Consider the following 17747-nt stretch of genomic DNA (forward strand, 5'->3'; position numbering starts at 1 on the left):
CGCGCATCGTTCAATCGTTCCAACGCCCGGAGGAGCAGACTTTTGGAAGCTTACGAGAAAATCAAACAGGGCGAAAGAGGAGCCATGCTCAGCATCGGCGTCTATATCGTTCTTGCCTGCTTGAAAATCATTATCGGATACGCCTACCATTCCGAAGCGCTAAGCGCGGACGGCCTGAACAATTCCACCGACATCGTCGCTTCCGCGGCGGTGTTGATCGGGCTGCGCATCTCCAGGAAGCCGCCGGACCGCGATCACCGGTACGGCCATTTCCGCGCGGAGACGGTGGCCGCTCTAATCGCTTCGTTTATCATGATCGTCGTGGGACTTCAAGTCCTCTATCAAGCGGTGACGAATTTCGCCGCGGGCACGTACGATGAGCCGGAATACCTGACCGCTTGGACCGCGTTGTTCTGTTCGATCGTCATGTTCGTCGTCTACGGCTATAATTTGCGATTGGCGAAGAGGATAGGCAGCAACGCGATAATGGCGACGGCCCAGGACAATCGTTCCGACGCGCTCGTCAGCCTCGGCGCCTTCGTCGGCATCATCGGCGCCAAGCTAGGGCTGGCCTGGCTGGACCCGGTCGCCGCGTTCGCGGTCGGCGTCCTTATCTGCAAGACGGCCGTCGATATTTTCCGCGACGCGACGCATGCGCTGACGGACGGCTTCGACGACCGGACGCTGAAGGAGTTCCGCAGCACGATCGAGAATACGCCCGGCGTCGGGGGCGTAAAGGACCTGAAAGCCCGAATTCACGGCAACAACGTTCTTCTCGACGTGACGGTCGAGGTGGCGTCCAGCATGAACGTGGCCGAAAGCCACGACATTACGGAAGAAATCGAGAAGCGAATGAACGCAGAGCACGACGTGGCGCATGTGTTCATTCATATCGAACCGGAGGAGGAAGGGGCTCAGTCCAATTAGCGTTGAGCAGACCGTGCGGTTGGATGGGGCCCCGATGACATTCATCATGACCGATTATGAATTGCTATCGAATAAGGCGAACGACGAAACGACCGCCAGACAAGCGTTGCCGGAGGATGCCGAAGCGGTCATGGAGCTGCTCGTTCAGACGGCGACTTGGCTTCGCAGCACGGGTTCCGCGCAATGGAGCGGACTGCTCGAAGGGAACGATTCCCATCGCACTTCGGATGCCGTTCGAAGAGGCGATGTGTTCGTATTCGAGGAGGAAGGGCATCTCGCGGGAATGGTCATGCTGCTTCGGCAGCCGAGCGACTGGGACCGGGAGCTGTGGGGGGAGGAGGGCCATGAGGGAGCGGTATACGTTCACCGGCTCGCCGTCTCCAGGCTCTTCCGGGGCAAGCGGCTTGGGCGCGATATCATGGAATGGGTGAAGAACGGCATTCGCTTCGAGGGTCAAGATCGGGTGAGGCTGGACTGCATAGCGGATAATCCGACCCTGAACGATTTTTATTCCCGTTTGGGCTTCGCGCATTGCGGCATCTCGGACGCGGCCGGAAGCGAATTCTGCAAGTACGAGCTTCGGCTTCCCCCTTCGCGGCCGGATTTGCTATAATGACGTCAATCCTAGTGTTCAACGCGAAAGGGGCATCTGACATGGAACCGTCGATCCTGGAGGAGTGCGAAGACGCCTGCGTCGGGACGCAGCCGGATCTGGGCGCGGTGCGGGAGCAGCTGCTCGACGAATCTTCCGTCATCGAGATGGCGGAATGGTTCAAGGCTCTTAGCGATCCGACGAGAGTAAAGCTCATCGGCGCGCTTCTTGAGAGGGAGCTGTGCGTTCACGATCTCGCGGAACTGCTGGAGATGGGGCAGTCGGCCGTCTCGCATCAGCTTCGCTACCTTCGCAACGTGCGAATGGTCAAGAGACGCAAGGTCGGCAAAACGGTCTATTATTCGCTGGACGATTCGCACATCGAGCAGATCTTCCACGTGACGCTGCAGCATCTGAAGCACAAATAAAATCGGGGCTATCCTGGGAGACTTATCGTCTCTAGGGATCGGCTCCGGTTTTTTTGTCGGGAGGAGATTCCTTGGCCTCGTTCCGTTCATACAATGAGAAGAATGAACGGGCGAATGGGGTGGACGGGATTATGGGGATCAAGACGGGAGAGAAGTATTTGGCTCGCATTGACCAGGCGAATCCCGAGGTTTGGCTGCAAGGCGAGCGACTGTCGGGGAGACTGTCCGAGCATCCCGCTTTTCATGGCCTGATGAGAACGCAAGCGTCGCTCTACGATATGCAGGTACATGAGGAATACCGGAGCAAGCTTACTTATTCCTGCCCGGAGACGGGTGAGCCGATCGGCTTGTCCTATCTGCAGCCGAGAACGAAACGGGACCTGGCGAGGAGAAGGGGGATGATGCAGCTTTGGGCCGAGAAGCATCATGGCTTCCTGGGCCGATCTCCCGATTACATGAACACCGCGATGATGGCTTTCGGCGCGTCGGCCCGATTGTTCGAGAAGGACTACCCGGAGTATGCGGACAATGTGAAAAGCTACTTGAAATACTGCAGGGAACAGGATATCACCTTGTCCCACGCGTTCATTCAGCCTCCTTCGGCGCGCATCTCCTCGTTCCTCCAATCTCTGGAGCTCCCCGCGGCCGCGCATGTCGTCGAACGGAACGCGGAAGGCATCGTCGTCAGCGGAGCTTTCTACATGACGACTCAAGGGGTGACGGCGGAAGAGATTATCGTCTTTCCGGTACCGCTACCTCACGTGTCCACGACGGAGAATCCATACGCGTTCGTCTTCGCCGTGCCGAACAATCTCGAAGGAATGAAGTTCGTCTGCAGAGAGAACTGGGCGACGATGAATTCGGCCTACGATCACCCTCTTAGCTCCGCGTTGGATGAGATGGATACTCTCGTTATTTTCGACCATGTCCAAGTGCCTGCCGATCGGGTCTTCCTGTGCGGGGATCCGTTCATGGTGAACCTCTGGATGCAAGAAAGCCGGTTCCACACGCATGCTTCTCATCAGATCCTATGCCGGGTGACCGCCAAGTCGGAGTTCATCAGCGGGGTGCTCGAGAGCTTGATCGATACGATGGGGTTATCCGCCTATTCGCACGTGACGGAGAAATCCGCGGAAGTCATCTCGATCGTCGAAACGCTCAAATCGATGCTCATCGCTTCCGAAGCGACGGCCAAGAAGGACCGCTTCGGCTCGATGCTTCCGAACCCGGACATCCTGTACGCCGCGAACTTCCTCTATCCTCGGCTTTATCCCCGAATGATCGATATCCTGCAGCTCGTCGGAGCCGGCGGGCTGATCATGCTGCCGGGAGAGAAGGATTTCGCCTCGGCGAACGGGCCTGAGCTGGAGACTTACTTGAGAACGAGCGGCGCGGACGCGAAGAACAAAACCGCGCTTATGCGTCTAGCCTGGGAGATCGGCGCCAGCTCGTTCGGGGGTCGCCAGACGCTTTACGAACGGTTCTTCTTCGGGGATTCGACAAGGGTCGCGGGCCGGCTCGTCGAACATTATTCCCTGCGGAAAAAGCACATGAAACGGGTTGCCGAGTTTCTGAAGAGGGAATAATTAATGGCGATAATTATTGGCATTAATTAAATACATTAAATAATGACGGCCGAATGACGGGATGCCGTCGAATTCGAAATTGTGCTTGCATCCGAACGGCGAACGTGCCTATAATAGCGTTAATTTCATACACGAACGATAAATTCAATGACGAGAAAGAGTACGTTATCCATCTGTTCCTCCAGAGAGTCGGGCGAGGTGAGAGCCGACGTTCGGATGATAACCGAAAGCCATCTCCGAGAAGCGGGCTGAATCGAGTAGGCTCCGACGCAATTCCAGCGTTAACGGGAACGCGTATTGATGGATACGCGAGAGAGTGCCGTCCTTTGAACGGGCGGAACTAGGGTGGTAACACGGGTGCAGACTCGTCCCTTTTTGGGGACGGGTTTTTTGTTTTTTCTTAAGGTTCATAAGCGATTAAGGGGGCAAATTCGAATGGCTAAACAGCTTACTTATCCGACGATCCGGGAGCGGATGAATCCGATCGTCCGCGACATTCCTCCGTCGGGGATCCGCAAGTTCTTTGATCTGCTCGAAGGGAGAAAGGAGGTCATCTCTCTCGGCGTAGGAGAACCGGACTTCGCTACTCCGGCGTCGGTCCGGGAGGCTTGCATCCGCGCGTTGGAGCAAGGGAGGACGTCCTATACCTCGAATGCCGGCATGCCGGAGCTGAGAGAGGCGATCGCGGAATATTTGAGCGAAGAGTTCGGAGTCGGCTATTCGCCGGAACAAGAGATTCTCGTTACCGTCGGAAGCAGCGAGGCGATCGATCTCGCGCTGCGAACGTTGATCTGTCCCGGGGACGAGATTCTGATTCCCGTTCCTTGCTACATCTCCTATTCGCCGATTACGTCTCTGGGCATGGGGGTGACCGTTCCCGTCGAGACCGAGGCGAAAGACGGCTTTAAGCTGACCGTCGAGGCGTTAAAAGCCAAGCTGACGCCTCGGACGAAAGTGCTTATTCTCTGCTACCCGAACAATCCGACCGGCGCGACGATGACCTATGAGGAATGGCTTCCGATCTCGAGATTCGTAGAGGAGAACGATCTGATCGTCATCGCAGACGAGATCTATGCGGAGCTTACTTACGAGGGGAAGCCGACCAGCTTCGCCTCGCTTCCCGGAATGAAGGACCGGACGCTGCTCGTCAGCGGCTTCTCGAAGGCGTTCGCGATGACGGGCTGGCGGGTCGGGTACGTATGCGGCCACCGGGAGCTCATCGGCGCGATGCTGAAGATCCATCAATACACCGTCATGTGCGCTCCGATCCTCGGGCAGATCGCGGCGATCGAATCGTTGAAGAACGGCAGGGAAGAGAAGGAGCGGATGATCGAATCCTACGATCGGCGCAGGAAGCTGTTCGTGGAGGGGCTTCGCCAAATCGGGCTTCCTTGCCTGGAGCCTCGCGGCGCTTTCTACGCGTTCCCCTCGATCGCGAGCACGGGACTGACGTCCGTCCAGTTCGCCGAGCGGCTGCTGAACGAAGCGAATGTCGTTACCGTTCCCGGGGACGTGTTCGGCGCCGGCGGGGAAGGGCACATTCGCTGCACGTACGCGGCTTCGCCGACCCAATTGAACGAGGCGTTGGAGAGAATGGATAAATGGCTTAGGAGTTTTCGTTAAAAGGATCATGAAAGCTCCGTCCCACTCGAGAGCGCATGCACAACAAAACGCCTCCGGACATGCGGTTTCAGCATGCCCGAAGGCGTTTAACTAGAGAGTATTAACGAGACGCAGCCAGCTCGCGATCGTGCTCTTCGCATTCGGAGGAGCAGTAGCCGTGCTTCGACTCCAGGCAATCCGGGCAGACGATGTGCTGAAGATGGCACGTGTCGTCCGCGCAGTTGATGTACGTGTCCGCCGGCTCCCCGCAGTGGTGGCAGCGGCCGACGACGACGTCCTCGTCCGTATGGTTGATCGGAACCGAGATCCGTTCGTCGAAGACGTAGCATTTGCCGTCGAACAGGCGGCCTTTGACCTCTTCGTCCTTGCCGTAGGTGACGATTCCGCCTTCCAGTTGGTAGACGTCCTCGAAGCCCTCGCTCATCAGGACGCCGGTCAGCTTCTCGCAGCGGATGCCGCCCGTGCAATAGGTGAGCACCTTCTTGTTCTTGTGTTCGCCCATGTTCTTGCGCACCCACTCGGGGAACTCCTTAAACGACTCGACGCTCGGACGGATCGCTCCGCGGAAGTGGCCGAGATCCCATTCGTAATCGTTGCGGCCGTCCAGAATGACGACATCGTCGCGCTGCAGGTATTCATGGAATTCCTTCGGGGACAAGCGTTTGCCGCTGACGACGTTCGGGTCGAGAGGCTTCTCGTACCGCAAGGTAACGAGCTCCGGCTTGAGGCGAACGAACATTTTCTTGAAGGCGTGGCCGTCAGAATCGTCGATCTTGAAGACGATGTCGGAGAAGAGAGGATTGGCCTTCAAATCCCGCATGTATTGCTCGGTTTGCTCGTACGTACCGGATACCGTTCCGTTGATGCCTTCCTCCGCGACGAGAATGCGTCCCTTGAGACCCAGAGCATGGCAGTAGGCGCGATGCTCGTTCGCGAACGCCTCCGCGTCCGGAATGTTGACGTACTTATAATAAAGCAGCACTCGATATTGGGGTTGATTGATCATCGCATATGATCCTTTCTATATCGAAAATGTGATCTATCGAAAATAAACGAAGCGGCAGAAAGGCATGCCCTCTCTACCGCCTATGAGCCATTTATGGGGTCGAAACGTAAACCGATTCGTAAAAAGAACACTATATAGAATAAAGGATACGCTTCTACTTTGTCAACATGAATGTATCGAATGTCGTTCATAACTTCCGCGTCCCTTGCAAATATTAGCACCAACAGCGCTAGCTCAAAGAGCGAGAGGATGAGATAGCCCATGACGACAATGACGAGCTCAAACGATTCGCCCGACGGACGGACTCCACTTACCGGGCGCAAAAAACGCAAGCTGTTGTTCAGCGCCGGTTTAAGCTGGCTGTTCGACGCAATGGACGTAGGAATGGTGAGCTTCATCGTAGCCGCTCTGGTCGTCGATTGGAACCTGACCGCTCGGGAAGTAGGCTGGATCACGGCGATCAATTCGATCGGCATGGCGGCGGGCGCCGCCGTCGCCGGTTCGCTGGCGGATCGTTACGGCCGCAAATCGGTGCTGCTGTGGACGCTGCTTATTTTCTCCATCGCGAGCGGCTTGTCCGCCGTTGCTGCGAGCTTCGCGGTGCTGTGCATCCTCCGGTTCGTCGCGGGGTTCGGCTTGGGCGGAGAGCTTCCGGTCGCTTCGACGCTCGTGTCCGAATCCGTTCCGGCGGCGGACAGGGGAAGGTACGTCGTGCTGCTGGAAAGCTTCTGGGCGATCGGGTGGATCCTGTCCGCGCTTATCTCCTTTTTCCTAATTCCCGAATACGGCTGGAGAATCGCCTTCTTGATCGGAGCGTTGCCAGCCTTATACGCTCTGTACCTAAGACGGTCGATCAGCGACTCTCCTCGGTTTGCCGCCCAACAAGGGCCCAAGCCTTCTTTTCGAGAGAGAATCAAGTCGGTTTGGGCGCGGGAGCACCGCAGAACGACGCTCACCCTCTGGGTGCTGTGGTTTACGGTGGTGTTCTCGTATTACGGGATTTTCCTATGGCTGCCGACGGTCATGGGGAGAATGGGGTTCGATCTGGTCAAAAGCTTCGAGTACGTGCTGATCATCACGCTAGCGCAGCTGCCCGGGTACTTCACGGCGGCTTACCTCATCGAGAAGTTCGGACGCAAGTTCGTGCTCGTGAGCTATTTACTTCTGACGGCGGTCAGCGCGCTGGGCTTCGGCCTCTCCAAGACGGAAGGGGCGCTGCTCGCGATGGGGATATGCCTCTCGTTCTTTAATTTGGGGGCATGGGGCGCGATGTATGCCTATACGCCGGAGAACTATCCGACTGCGACTCGCTCCACCGGAGTAGGGCTGGCCGCTTCCTTCGGACGGGTAGGCGGAGTGATCGGCCCGTATCTGGTCGGGGAGCTGGTGGCGAGAAACGTGTCGATCAGCATTATTTTCTCCGTGTTCTTCGCGGCCATTATCATCGGAGCCCTGGCGGTATGGATCTGGGGAGAGGAGACCAAAGGGACGGAGCCCGATCGCAGGTGGGAGGAAGACAGAGAGCGAAGCCGGAACAAAGTCCATGCGACAGGTCGCTAAAGCGCCAACGGAACATAAATCGAACGTTCGCTTCTCATACTAACGAGCATGAACGAAGGGGGAACGAACGTGAAGAGATGGTTATGCCTTACCGCAATCGCTTTGGCAGTGCTGCTCATGGCGAGCAGCTTCACCGAATATCCGTATTCGAATTCCCGCAAGCATTACGAATCCCGCGGAGAAATCGTGTGGGAAGTCCCGATGGACGAGAAGCTGATCGCGCTCACCTTCGACGACGGTCCGGATCCCAAGACGACGGACCGTATTCTCGACCTTCTTGCCGAATACGATGCGAAAGCGACGTTCTTCGTAATCGGCAGACGAGCGGAGCGGTTCCCCGAGATCGTGCGAAGAGAAGTGTCGGAAGGCCATGAGATCGCGAACCATACGTATAACCATCTGTACTTTAACGGCCGAAATCGCCTGCAGGATATCGCCGACGAGATGGATCGGACGGGGGAAAAGCTGGCGGAAATCTCCGGGCAGAAGCCCCGTTGGTTCCGGCCTCCCGGAGGGTTCTACAACGAGACGGTGATCCGCATGGCGAAGGAGAGAGGGTACACGGTCATTCTATGGTCCTGGCATCAGGACACGAGGGATTGGGTTTCCCCGGGCGTCGGGCATATCGTCCGCAAAGTGCTGAACAATGCCCGCAACGGGGACATCGTGCTTCTGCATGACCATGTGGCGGGTTCCACGCAGACGGTTCAGGCGCTGGAGCAGATCCTGCCCGAGCTGAAACGCCGGGGATACCGAATGGTGACGGTATCCGAGCTGATGAAGCACGGAAAGTCCAATCCGGTCAAGCTGGATAAACCTCATTAGAGAAGGCGGAAGCGCGTTAGCTGCTCCTCTAAGCCTTCCCGAAGGAGGATCTCCCGCTGCTTGGACCCGATTAAATCGAAATGCGGGTAATTGTCGCGGTCGTGGATATACCTGGGATTTAGGCCGTTGCTAACGCACCAATCCGCGAGCCGCTCCCGATCCGAGCAGCCGACCTTGGTCACGGTGTTGACGCCGGGGAACCGGGGGTCGAGCCAATAGTGAGTCAAATAAGCGATTTCTCCGCGAGAGACCTGCCTCTTCCATTCGGACAGCTCCGCTCTCGTAATGCCGAATGCCACTTCCGTACCATCCTTCCGTTAATACCAAGATAGCAATCCCCAGAAGCCGTCTGCGCAAGCGGTCATCCGACCCGGGCGAGGCGGCTTCTTCCGCCGTCATCTCGCGCTATCCGAGGACAGCTTAGCGAACTTTTTCTCATTTCTCTCCCATACCATGCCGGCAATAAGCGCTCCGATCGAAGGGAACATGACTAATCTGCCGAGCAGATAGGTAAACGAAATCTCTCCGTTAAAGTAAATGTCCGAGATCGAGAAGAGGACGGTAGCCGTGACGCCGATCGCGAAAAAACCGTACCGAAGGACGTATTTCTGCTTGCCTAGCTCTCTTCGGGTTTGCCAACGCTTCATAAATTCGTTCATCGTGTCGATTCCTGCGCTTTCTGAGATTATTCTGAGATTATTTTGATCGAATCCCTAGTTCGAAGTAGCCTATTTTATACTATAATACGAAATAGGTTCATTAGAAACCAACCGGATCAATTCCCATTTAGGCGGTGAACAATGGCAAGTCGCGGAATCATCCCCCTGCTGCTAATCGGAATCGGGATTTCTCTTCTCCAAGCCCCGGTCGGCTTCGCCGAAGGAACGACGCCTGTAGAAGCTCCGCAGCTCGATTCGGAGGCTGCCGTCCTGATCGATGCCGATTCCGGCGTCGTCCTGTACGGCAAGAACCCCGAGCTGCAGATGTACCCGGCCAGCATTACGAAGATCGTTACCGCGATAATCGCGATAGAGGAAGCCAATCTCAATGACATCGTTACCGTATCTAAGGAAGCCCGGAATGAGGAAGGGACGCGGGTTTATCTCGCGGAAGGCGAGCAAGTGACGCTGGAGAAGCTCGTTTACGGGATGCTTATCAATTCCGGCAACGATGCCGCAACCGCCATCGCCGAGCATATCGACGGCAGCAAGGAAGCGTTCGCCGAGCGGATGAATCGGTTCGTGGAAGAAATAATCGGAGTCGAGAATACCCGCTTCACGAATCCGTCCGGCCTGCCCGATCCCGAGATGATGACGACGGCGGAGGATATGGCTGCCATCACTCGTTACGCCATGCAGAACGAGATCTTCCGTACGATCGTTTCCACGAAGACGATGCCATGGATCGGCGAAGAATGGGAAACCGAACTTATCAATCATAACCGAATGCTCTGGGATTATGAAGGCGCTACCGGCGTCAAGAACGGCTATACCACCGCAGCTGGCAATACGCTGGTGACTTCGGCGACCAGAGCCGGAATCGATCTGATCGTCGTCGTGCTGAAAGCCCCCGGAAGCAAGCAAGCCTACGCGGATACGGCCGCGCTGCTGGATTACGGCTTCGACGGTTACTATATGAAGACGCTTTTCCAAGCGGGCGAGACGTACGTCAGCGAGGACGAGAACGCGACCGTGGAATGGAAGGCCGACGAAGCGATCCATGCGCTCGTTCCGAACGGTACGGATCCCGTCTCCGCCGTAAACTCCGAAGGAGAAGTAGTCGTCGATACTCCTTACGGAGAGCAAGTCGCCGGGAGCTTGACCGTATCCAGCCGGGTAGACAAGATGGTGCCGGAAGAACCGAAGACGGCCATCGAGAAAATAAGCCGGGAAGAGAGCGCGGAGAAGGGCAGCGGGATTTCCGGACTGGTCGCCGCGTCTATCGGTCTTCTGCTGACCGGCGCATGGATTCGCAAACGTAGGATCATTCGCCGGAACCGCGGCGGATATCGAAGGGATCGATTCGAATGACCGAACTTGGACAATTGATCTTCGTGGCGGGCTCGGCCGGAGCGGGGAAGACGACGGTCGCGAGAGAGCTGGCCAAGCGGAACAAGGCGGCTTTTCTCGATATGGATACGTTCGCTCGCCCCGCTTCGGAGAGAATCATGGCGCTCGCGGGGCTTGATCCGGAGGATCGGGACTCCGACGAATACAAGAAGCTATGCCGCGATCTGGGCTACCGGATGACGATGAACGCGGCGCTGGACAATATCGAGCTGGGCATCGACGCGATCGTCGTCGGGCCGTTTACGCGCGAGACGGAAAGCGACGAATGGCTGGAAGAGGAGCTTGGCCGGTTGCGGGAACGTCGGAAGGAAGCGCGAGTCAAAGCGATTTATGTGTTTTTGAACGATCTAGAGCTTTACCGCCGGCGGATCGAGCAACGCCAGCTGGCATCCGACGAATGGAAGCTGCGTAACTGGGAGCGCTTCAGCCGCTCTCTTGCGGTCCGGGAGGTTAAGTGGAAGCTGCCGGAGGGCTCCATCCTGTACTTCAACAACGAGGAGGAGCTGAGCGAGGAGAAGCTTGCCCGGCTGTCCGGATGGGTAAAGGAGTCGAAAGATTAAATAGGAACGCCTCTCTATTGCGACAGCAAGTGACACCGAACAAACGCTACAATGGACTCATCCTATCGAATAAGAAGGTGAGTACGTGGCGAAGTCGAAGCGTGGAAGAGCGATCTGGAATTTGCCCTCGCATGGGCGGGGAACGTGTCCGGTTTGCAAGGCGACTCGAATCAAGCTTCTCTACACCAGGACGGCATCGGACGGCAAGTCGGTCAAAGTGTGCAAGAGATGCTCGGCAGCTCCGGTATCCAGACTGGATGAGGCTACGGCGGAGATCAAGGCGGTCGAATCCCCCAAGCCGGTCATGTCCCGATAGGCGGAACGGGAAGCTTCCTGTCCTCTTGCTTGAGGGCGGGAAGCTTTTGTTTTTTTTGAGGTCGGCCGGAATTTTCCGATTGGCCTGCTTTATGTTAGAATGATGGAGAACATATGTTTCCGTCATTCTGGAGGGTAATCAAGATGAGCCAAATAACGCATCAAGTCATCAAGCCCAAAGTTCTGTACTATGGTACGCCGGTCATCATCCTATCTACGCTTAATGAAGATGGTTCCACCAATATTAGTCCTCTTTCTTCATCATGGGCGTTGGGGAATTGTTTAGTATTAGGACTGGGCTTGGAAGGCAAAGCAATCGAAAATTTGAAAAACCGTCCCGAATGCGTCGTCAACGTTCCAAGCTCCGATCTTTGGACGCGCGTGGAGGCTTTGGCGCCTTTAACGGGGAAGAACCCGGTTCCGGAATACAAGCTGCAAAATTCCTTCCGCTACGAGAAAGATAAATTTACCGCGGCCGGTTTTACCTCTCAAGGATCCGAGCATGTCCAGCCGGATCGAATTCTCGAATGTCCGCTTCAAATCGAGTGCGAAGCGAGAAACATTCGCATTCCCGAACACAATCCGAGCTTTGCTATCGTAGAAGCGGAAGCCGTAGTCGTACATGCGCACGAAAATATCGTTATTAATGAGAATCACGTTAATACGAAGGAATGGAATCCGCTCATCTATAATTTCAGGCATTATTTCGGACTTGGCCAAGAACTGGGCAAAACATTTCGGGCTTGATGACGAAAGGGTCGGGCAAAGGGGATTACGGGCGATTTTGCGGGGAAAGCTTGCTTGTGTTCCTTGGGCCGGGGTATAATTTTATCGCCAAATTGACTAATAAGGAGTATGAATATGGGAAAAGTACTGATATTCGGGCATAAGAATCCCGACACCGACACCATCTGCTCTGCCATCGCATACGCGGACCTGAAGACGAAGCTCGGACAAGACGTCGAAGCCGTTCGTCTTGGCAACGTTAGCGCCGAAACCCAATTCGCGCTGGATACGTTCAAGGCGTCCGCGCCGCGTCTCGTCGAGACGGTCGCTAACGAAGCGAAGGAAGTCATTCTCGTCGACCATAACGAGCGCCAACAAAGCGCAAGCGACATCGATCAAGTCCGCGTCATCGAAGTCATCGATCACCACCGCATCGCGAACTTCGAGACGAGCGGCCCTCTTTATTATCGCGCGGAGCCGGTCGGCTGCACCGCTACGATCCTGAAGAAGCTGTACAAGGAGAACGGGGTCGAGATCTCCAAGGATATCGCGGGTCTGATGCTCTCCGCCATCATCTCCGATTCCCTTCTGTTCAAATCCCCGACCTGCACGCCGGAGGACGTCGCTGCGGCTCGCGAACTGGCCGAAATTGCCGGAGTGGATGCGGACGTTTATGGCCTCGACATGCTGAAGGCAGGCGCCAACCTGGCCGACAAGTCGATCGACGAGCTGGTCTCCCTCGATTCGAAGGAATTCTCGATGGGCAGCGCCAAGGTCGAGATCGCGCAGGTCAACGCGGTTGACGTGAACGACGTTCTGGGCCGCCAAGCCGAGCTGGAAGCCAAGCTGAACGGCATTATCGCCGCTAAGGGCCTGGATCTGTTCCTGTTCGTCGTAACGGACATTCTGAACAACGATTCCGTCGGCGTCGCGCTCGGCAAGTCCGCCGCTATCGTCGAACAAGCCTATGGCGTTAAGCTGGACTCGAACAAAGCGGTTCTGAAGGGCGTCGTCTCCCGCAAGTCGCAGATCGTTCCGGTTCTGACGGATACGTTCAACAAGCAATAAGCTATAGCAGGGAAGAGGACAAGGCCCGTCATCGCAGGCGGCTTTGTCCTTTTTTGCTCCGGGGGATCCATTTGACACGGGGTATATAAATTGTATAAAATATAATTGTATAAAATACAATGTGGATCGAACATTAAGGAGGTTATCCGATGTCCGTTTATGATTACAAGGTGAAGACGATCCGAGGGACGGAGACGACTCTCGGCGAATATGCCGGCAAGGTGCTTCTCATCGTGAACACCGCCAGCAAGTGCGGTCTGACTCCTCAATACGAAGGCTTGCAGAAGCTGTACGAGACGTACAAAGACCGGGGGCTGGTCATCCTTGGCTTCCCGAGCAACCAGTTCATGGGTCAGGAGCCGGACAGCGAGGAGAAGATCGAAGAGTTCTGTACGTTGAATTACGGGGTCACGTTCCCGATGTTCGAGAAGACGGAAGTGATCGGGGATAACGCTCATCCGCTGTTCCAATACTTGACGGGCCAAGGTCCCGCGGACGAGTACGATATCAAGTGGAACTTCGCGAAGTTCATCGTCGACCGCGAAGGCAATGTCGTGGAACGCATCGATCCGACGGTGAAGCCGGAAGAGTTCGAGTCGAAGCTGGCGGCATTGCTGTAAGCAAGCGGCGAGCGGCGGCGCAGGGAACCCTGCGCCGCTTTATAGTTATGTCAAACATCAGTTGCCGATGGCGATACAGAGTTGCGTTTCGCATAAGGAAACTCTCGATTGAGAGCTGAGTCCCGCCATGCGGCGTCTGCCTAGCAATCCCAACTTGCATAATATAGCTGAAATTTCATGTATAATTTCGGAAAAATAGTGGAATCGGAAGATTGTACATGATATTTCATGTACATTCATTCGAAGTTGTCGGATAAAGGGACATTAAACATGAAATTTCACCTTTAATCGCCCAAATCGCTTTGAAAGTAGATATTAAATATGAAATATCATGTTCGTTATCCGATTCCCTTCATTTCCCCTAACTCCCGGACAACACGCTGCGATAACCCTCCAATTCCAGCTTCAGCCCCTCCGAGATCCCGACCAGCGGCAACCGCGTCCTATCGCAGGCTATCCTTCCTTCTCTCGCCAGAAGCCACTTGACGGGAGAAGGATTCGATTCGCGGAAGACAAGCCGAATATAGGGGAGAAGCTCCTCGAATCGGGCTGCGGCGTCTTCCGTTCGATTTTCCTTCATAAGACTCAACACTTCAAGAAACCGTCCCGTATATGCGTTCGCGGAGGCCAGAATGCCGCCCGCGCTTCCCTCTGACAACATTGGGAGCAATAGGGAGTCGTCCCCGCACAGGACAGGCTTGACGTTGCCCAATCGGTTAAGCTCCCGAAGCAGCCGGATATCGCCCGTGCTGTCTTTCATGCCGATAACGCCGTCCAGACTAAGAATCGACATCGCGGTCTCCGGCGTCAAGCGGACACCGGTGCGCGAAGGGATCTCATAAACGACAACGGGAAGCCCCGCGGCAGCCGCATGCCGGAAGTGCTCCAGAATGCCTGCCTGGGTTGGACGGCTATAGTAGGGGACGACGACCAGTGCTCCATCCGCCCCGAACCGCCTCGCGTCTTCCGTTCTTCGCACGGTTTCGCGAGTGTCGTTCGTGCCCGTGCCGATCAGAATCGGAAGGGCTGCATCGCCCATCGCTTCCCGTGCGACATCGAACAGCAAACGCGCTTCCTCCCAAGAGACGGCGGGAGACTCCCCGGTCGTGCCGTGGACGACGATTCCTTGGATGTCTTCTTTCAGCAGGCTGCCGACATAATGGCGATAGGAGTCGAGATCAAGCTCGCCGTCCGGCAGAAACGGGGCGACGACGGGGACGAATAGCCCGCGAAGCTGTTGTTCATTCATCGTTACCTAACCTCCGCGTTAGAAGTTTCTCTCCTTCACCCTATCACACTTTTCGATCACCGTAGACGAATCTTATCGATGGGGATATCGAGAATTCCGATGGAGGTCAGTCCCTTGCTCCCATAAAAAGCAGCCTCGCGACATGCCCGGGTTCGTATCGAGGGGTGACCATGTGATCGCCCGACCCTTGGATGAGACGATACAGCCCAAGACGGCTGGACATGCGGGGGTGGAAGCTGTATTCGTCCGTCTGGGGGAATACGTTGTCTTCCATCAGATATACGTAGCTTCGCGGGATGGAGAGCGAATAGAACTTCTTGAGGTCCAGCTTCTCGAACAAGGGGCCAGCCGGCTCGACGGGAGTGTTCCGATACAGCCATTCCGCCTGCTCCTTGCTTCCCAGGTTGGCGAAGGCTTCCCGAAACAAGGGGTAAGGAAGAGCGATCGTGTCGTCCGGAGAGGCGGCTCGCAGCTGCTCGAACGCGGAGACGAAAGCAGGAGGAAGCTGATCGGCCGCGCTCTGCCCGTCCGGAAGGACAAAAGCGTTCAGGAACACCAGCCGCTTGACCCTCTCCGGAATGACTTCGACGGTCTTCTGGATGATCGTACCGCCGAAGCTGTGACCGACGAGGATGATATCGCTCAAGCCCTGCCGAACGATCGAATCGACGACGGACTGGACGATCATCGCATGCGTGACGCGCCGATTCGGGTCGTTGTCGTGTCCGGCATAGGGGAGCGCATGGACGGTGTGCCTCATTCGGCGGAGCTCCGCGGAGATGCCGTCCCAGAAATGGACGTCGGCCCAAGAACCGTGAATGAGAACGAACGTAAGCGGTTTATCGGATCGATAGGGGGAGTTCATCGCGAGAAGGATCCCTCCTTTTGTGCTGTCTACCGGTACTCTATGCCTGGATAAATAGGGCCATGACGTCGACTTGCCCGGGGGCGCTTCGGACGGATTCCCTTCGACAAACATTCCGCTTATCTGCTCAGAGCGTTTGACATGCTTCTCGGAAGAACGTTAGTACAATCGAACCAGCGGAGAAGTTCGTTTCCCTCTCCGACTTCCGCGGGGCAGGAGAGTTTTTTGCATGAAATCTCGTCGTCCTTTCTTATTTGCCGCTCTTTTCCTCCTCTTGATGAGTCTCGCGGCAAGTCAAATCGCTAGCGCGGCTGCCCAGATTCAGTACCGCTGGAGCGCCGAGCCCAAGAAGCAAACTTTTCCGACAAGCTATACGGATGTGGAAGGCGTGCTTACCTTCCGCGGATCGGCGCAGCGCAGCGCGCCATCGTTCGGAACGGCGGAGATGAAGAAATTCGTGCCTCTCCCCATATGGAAGCTGACCACGCGCTCCAGTTCCTGGGGAGGAGGAGCGGGGTGGACGGGGCAGCCGGCCATCGTGCGCTGGAAGCCCGATGTGCTGCAAACCATGAACGTGAAGGAGAAGTTCAAGGCGCAGAAAGGCTTTACCGAGGTGATATACGCCTCCTTGGACGGTTACGTTTACTTCCTCGAATTGACGACAGGCGAGGAGACGCGCAAGCCGCTCAGGATCGGCAATCCGATCAAAGGAAGCGTCTCGGTCGACTCGCGAGGGTACCCGCTTCTCTACGTCGGGGAAGGGATCCCCGAGAACGGGACGATCGGGTTCGGCTTGTACAGCCTGATCGATCAGAAGCGGCTTTTCTATATGAAAGGAATAGATTCTTACGCCAAACGGGGCTGGGGAGCGTTCGACAGCTCGGCGCTGTTCAACCGTTACGAAGATACGCTGCTGGTAGGCGGGGAGAACGGGATGTTCTACAGCGTGAAGCTGAATACCCGTTTCGATGCTGCCGAGAAGACGCTTGACATCAAGCCGGAGGTCAGCAAATATCGCTATTCGATCGTCGGCAATTCGTATCAAGGAATCGAGAATTCCGTCGCCGTGTACGATCATTACGCGTATTTCGCCGATAACGGGGGCAGTCTCCAGGCGATCGATCTGCTCGCGAACAAGCCCATATGGTCGCTCCCGTCCGTCGACGATACCGATGCGACCATCGTGATCGAGGCGGAGAACGGCGTTCCGTTTCTCTACACGGGGACGGAAGTGGATAAGCAAGGGAGCAAAGGATATGCGGTGCTTCGGAAGATCAACGGCCTGACGGGGCAAGTCGTATGGAAAAGGCAGTACGCCTGCTTTACGCAGCTCGGCGATCATCCGGTGAACGGGGGGCTGCTGGCGACTCCGGTGCTGGGGAAGCGTTCGATCGGGGATCGCGTGATTTTTACCCTTGCCAGGTATGGCAGCTTCGGATCGGGGCTTATGGTTGCGTTAGACAAGAAGACGGGAGAAGAGATCTGGACGTGGAAAATGGCGAAGTACGCTTGGTCGTCCCCGGTCGACGTCTATGACGAGAACGGGAACGCCAGCTTGCTGCAGGCGGATTCCGCCGGCAACCTCTTCGTGCTGTCCGCGATGACCGGTCAGGTGAAGGGCCAAACGAGCCTGGGCGCCAATATCGAGGCTTCGCCTGCCGTATTCGGCAATTACGCGGTCGTGGCTACCCGCGGCGGTCATATTCACGGCTTAAAGCTGGAGTAGCG

General features: G+C 56.2%; 19 protein-coding genes and 1 other annotated feature. Of the genes, 14 read left to right on the forward strand and 5 right to left on the reverse strand.

The window, feature by feature from the left end; all coding sequences use genetic code 11:
* Positions 1 to 42 precede the first annotated feature (42 nt).
* The 5 genes from H7B67_RS22605 (at position 43) to H7B67_RS22625 (ending at position 5156) form a co-directional block, all read left to right on the forward strand.
* Positions 43 to 927, forward strand: a complete 885-nt coding sequence (locus tag H7B67_RS22605; RefSeq protein ID WP_185122125.1) for a cation diffusion facilitator family transporter — start codon at positions 43 to 45, stop codon at positions 925 to 927.
* Between the two features lie 34 nt (positions 928 to 961).
* On the forward strand, positions 962 to 1540 hold the full coding sequence (locus tag H7B67_RS22610; protein ID WP_245363377.1) for a GNAT family N-acetyltransferase: 579 nt from the start codon (positions 962 to 964) through the stop codon (positions 1538 to 1540).
* Between the two features lie 41 nt (positions 1541 to 1581).
* Positions 1582 to 1947: an ArsR/SmtB family transcription factor gene (locus H7B67_RS22615; RefSeq protein WP_185122126.1), complete on the forward strand. Its 366-nt coding sequence runs from the start codon at positions 1582 to 1584 to the stop codon at positions 1945 to 1947.
* Positions 1948 to 2078: 131 nt separating this feature from the next.
* Positions 2079 to 3533, forward strand: coding sequence for a 4-hydroxyphenylacetate 3-hydroxylase family protein (locus H7B67_RS22620; RefSeq protein ID WP_185122127.1), 1455 nt, complete (start codon positions 2079 to 2081; stop codon positions 3531 to 3533).
* A 138-nt stretch (positions 3534 to 3671) separates the two neighbouring features.
* Positions 3672 to 3909 (forward strand) — a binding site (T-box leader).
* A gap of 59 nt (positions 3910 to 3968) precedes the next feature.
* Positions 3969 to 5156, forward strand: a complete 1188-nt coding sequence (locus H7B67_RS22625) for an aminotransferase class I/II-fold pyridoxal phosphate-dependent enzyme (RefSeq protein WP_185122128.1) — start codon at positions 3969 to 3971, stop codon at positions 5154 to 5156.
* A 100-nt stretch (positions 5157 to 5256) separates the two neighbouring features.
* Here H7B67_RS22625 and trhO read toward each other — a convergent pair whose 3' ends face one another.
* On the reverse strand, positions 5257 to 6162 hold the full coding sequence (trhO, locus tag H7B67_RS22630) for an oxygen-dependent tRNA uridine(34) hydroxylase TrhO (protein WP_185122129.1): 906 nt from the start codon (positions 6160 to 6162) through the stop codon (positions 5257 to 5259).
* Positions 6163 to 6432: 270 nt separating this feature from the next.
* Between trhO and H7B67_RS22635 the strand changes: the two genes are divergently transcribed.
* Both H7B67_RS22635 and H7B67_RS22640 read left to right on the forward strand, forming a co-directional pair.
* Positions 6433 to 7722: an MFS transporter gene (locus H7B67_RS22635; protein ID WP_185122318.1), complete on the forward strand. Its 1290-nt coding sequence runs from the start codon at positions 6433 to 6435 to the stop codon at positions 7720 to 7722.
* Between the two features lie 69 nt (positions 7723 to 7791).
* Positions 7792 to 8547 (forward strand): polysaccharide deacetylase family protein, encoded by a 756-nt coding sequence (locus tag H7B67_RS22640; protein WP_342592427.1) that lies wholly within the window; start codon positions 7792 to 7794, stop codon positions 8545 to 8547.
* Here H7B67_RS22640 and H7B67_RS22645 read toward each other — a convergent pair.
* Together H7B67_RS22645 and H7B67_RS22650 are read right to left on the reverse strand one after the other, a co-directional pair.
* Positions 8544 to 8846 carry a hypothetical protein gene (locus H7B67_RS22645; RefSeq protein ID WP_185122131.1) on the reverse strand — a complete coding sequence of 101 codons (303 nt, stop codon included), beginning with the start codon at positions 8844 to 8846 and terminating at the stop codon, positions 8544 to 8546. The genes H7B67_RS22640 and H7B67_RS22645 overlap by 4 nt on opposite strands.
* Before the next feature lie 96 nt (positions 8847 to 8942).
* The gene (locus H7B67_RS22650) at positions 8943 to 9206 is read right to left on the reverse strand and encodes a hypothetical protein (protein WP_185122132.1); all 264 of its coding nucleotides are present in this window, start codon (positions 9204 to 9206) and stop codon (positions 8943 to 8945) included.
* 141 nt (positions 9207 to 9347) lie between these two features.
* On the opposite strand from H7B67_RS22650, the gene H7B67_RS22655 reads away from it, so the two are divergent.
* From H7B67_RS22655 to H7B67_RS22680, 6 genes are all read left to right on the forward strand, one after another.
* Complete coding sequence (locus tag H7B67_RS22655; RefSeq protein ID WP_185122133.1) at positions 9348 to 10577, forward strand: D-alanyl-D-alanine carboxypeptidase family protein; 1230 nt, start codon at positions 9348 to 9350, stop codon at positions 10575 to 10577.
* The gene (locus H7B67_RS22660) at positions 10574 to 11176 is read left to right on the forward strand and encodes a P-loop nucleotide/nucleoside kinase family protein (RefSeq protein ID WP_185122134.1); all 603 of its coding nucleotides are present in this window, start codon (positions 10574 to 10576) and stop codon (positions 11174 to 11176) included. The genes H7B67_RS22655 and H7B67_RS22660 overlap by 4 nt, the downstream gene beginning before the upstream one ends.
* 85 nt (positions 11177 to 11261) lie before the next feature.
* Complete coding sequence (locus H7B67_RS22665; protein WP_185122135.1) at positions 11262 to 11492, forward strand: hypothetical protein; 231 nt, start codon at positions 11262 to 11264, stop codon at positions 11490 to 11492.
* A 143-nt stretch (positions 11493 to 11635) separates the two neighbouring features.
* Positions 11636 to 12238 carry a flavin reductase family protein gene (locus H7B67_RS22670; RefSeq protein ID WP_245363375.1) on the forward strand — a complete coding sequence of 201 codons (603 nt, stop codon included), beginning with the start codon at positions 11636 to 11638 and terminating at the stop codon, positions 12236 to 12238.
* 114 nt (positions 12239 to 12352) lie between these two features.
* Positions 12353 to 13285 carry a manganese-dependent inorganic pyrophosphatase gene (locus tag H7B67_RS22675; RefSeq protein ID WP_185122137.1) on the forward strand — a complete coding sequence of 311 codons (933 nt, stop codon included), beginning with the start codon at positions 12353 to 12355 and terminating at the stop codon, positions 13283 to 13285.
* A 149-nt stretch (positions 13286 to 13434) separates the two neighbouring features.
* Positions 13435 to 13905 carry a glutathione peroxidase gene (locus tag H7B67_RS22680; RefSeq protein WP_185122138.1) on the forward strand — a complete coding sequence of 157 codons (471 nt, stop codon included), beginning with the start codon at positions 13435 to 13437 and terminating at the stop codon, positions 13903 to 13905.
* Positions 13906 to 14266: 361 nt separating this feature from the next.
* On the opposite strand, the gene dapA is transcribed toward H7B67_RS22680, so the two are convergent.
* Together dapA and H7B67_RS22690 are read right to left on the reverse strand one after the other, a co-directional pair.
* Positions 14267 to 15154, reverse strand: a complete 888-nt coding sequence (gene dapA / locus H7B67_RS22685; RefSeq protein WP_185122139.1) for a 4-hydroxy-tetrahydrodipicolinate synthase — start codon at positions 15152 to 15154, stop codon at positions 14267 to 14269.
* A gap of 106 nt (positions 15155 to 15260) precedes the next feature.
* Positions 15261 to 16019: an alpha/beta fold hydrolase gene (locus H7B67_RS22690; RefSeq protein ID WP_185122140.1), complete on the reverse strand. Its 759-nt coding sequence runs from the start codon at positions 16017 to 16019 to the stop codon at positions 15261 to 15263.
* Positions 16020 to 16248: 229 nt separating this feature from the next.
* Here H7B67_RS22690 and H7B67_RS22695 point away from each other — a divergent pair, with 229 nt between their 5' ends.
* Positions 16249 to 17745 (forward strand): outer membrane protein assembly factor BamB family protein, encoded by a 1497-nt coding sequence (locus H7B67_RS22695; protein WP_185122141.1) that lies wholly within the window; start codon positions 16249 to 16251, stop codon positions 17743 to 17745.
* The last annotated feature ends 2 nt before the right edge of the window (positions 17746 to 17747 follow it).

This window comes from Cohnella thailandensis, assembly GCF_014212135.1.
Classification (GTDB): Bacteria; Bacillota; Bacilli; order Paenibacillales; family Paenibacillaceae; genus Cohnella; species Cohnella thailandensis.

Bases quoted from the DNA above. Each gene is read 5' to 3' on its own strand.
- H7B67_RS22670 (WP_245363375.1), top strand. From the start codon at position 11,636: ATGAGCCAAATAACGCATCAAGTCATCAAGCCCAAAGTTCTGTACTAT.
- H7B67_RS22675 (WP_185122137.1), top strand. From the start codon at position 12,353: ATGGGAAAAGTACTGATATTCGGGCATAAGAATCCCGACACCGACACC.
- H7B67_RS22660 (WP_185122134.1), top strand. From the start codon at position 10,574: ATGACCGAACTTGGACAATTGATCTTCGTGGCGGGCTCGGCCGGAGCG.
- H7B67_RS22655 (WP_185122133.1), top strand. From the start codon at position 9,348: ATGGCAAGTCGCGGAATCATCCCCCTGCTGCTAATCGGAATCGGGATT.
- trhO (WP_185122129.1), bottom strand. From the start codon at position 6,162: ATGATCAATCAACCCCAATATCGAGTGCTGCTTTATTATAAGTACGTC.
- H7B67_RS22635 (WP_185122318.1), top strand. From the start codon at position 6,433: ATGACGAGCTCAAACGATTCGCCCGACGGACGGACTCCACTTACCGGG.
- H7B67_RS22625 (WP_185122128.1), top strand. From the start codon at position 3,969: ATGGCTAAACAGCTTACTTATCCGACGATCCGGGAGCGGATGAATCCG.
- dapA (WP_185122139.1), bottom strand. From the start codon at position 15,154: ATGAATGAACAACAGCTTCGCGGGCTATTCGTCCCCGTCGTCGCCCCG.
- H7B67_RS22695 (WP_185122141.1), top strand. From the start codon at position 16,249: ATGAAATCTCGTCGTCCTTTCTTATTTGCCGCTCTTTTCCTCCTCTTG.
- H7B67_RS22680 (WP_185122138.1), top strand. From the start codon at position 13,435: ATGTCCGTTTATGATTACAAGGTGAAGACGATCCGAGGGACGGAGACG.
- H7B67_RS22610 (WP_245363377.1), top strand. From the start codon at position 962: ATGACATTCATCATGACCGATTATGAATTGCTATCGAATAAGGCGAAC.
- H7B67_RS22690 (WP_185122140.1), bottom strand. From the start codon at position 16,019: ATGAACTCCCCCTATCGATCCGATAAACCGCTTACGTTCGTTCTCATT.
- H7B67_RS22650 (WP_185122132.1), bottom strand. From the start codon at position 9,206: ATGAACGAATTTATGAAGCGTTGGCAAACCCGAAGAGAGCTAGGCAAG.
- H7B67_RS22615 (WP_185122126.1), top strand. From the start codon at position 1,582: ATGGAACCGTCGATCCTGGAGGAGTGCGAAGACGCCTGCGTCGGGACG.
- H7B67_RS22620 (WP_185122127.1), top strand. From the start codon at position 2,079: ATGGGGATCAAGACGGGAGAGAAGTATTTGGCTCGCATTGACCAGGCG.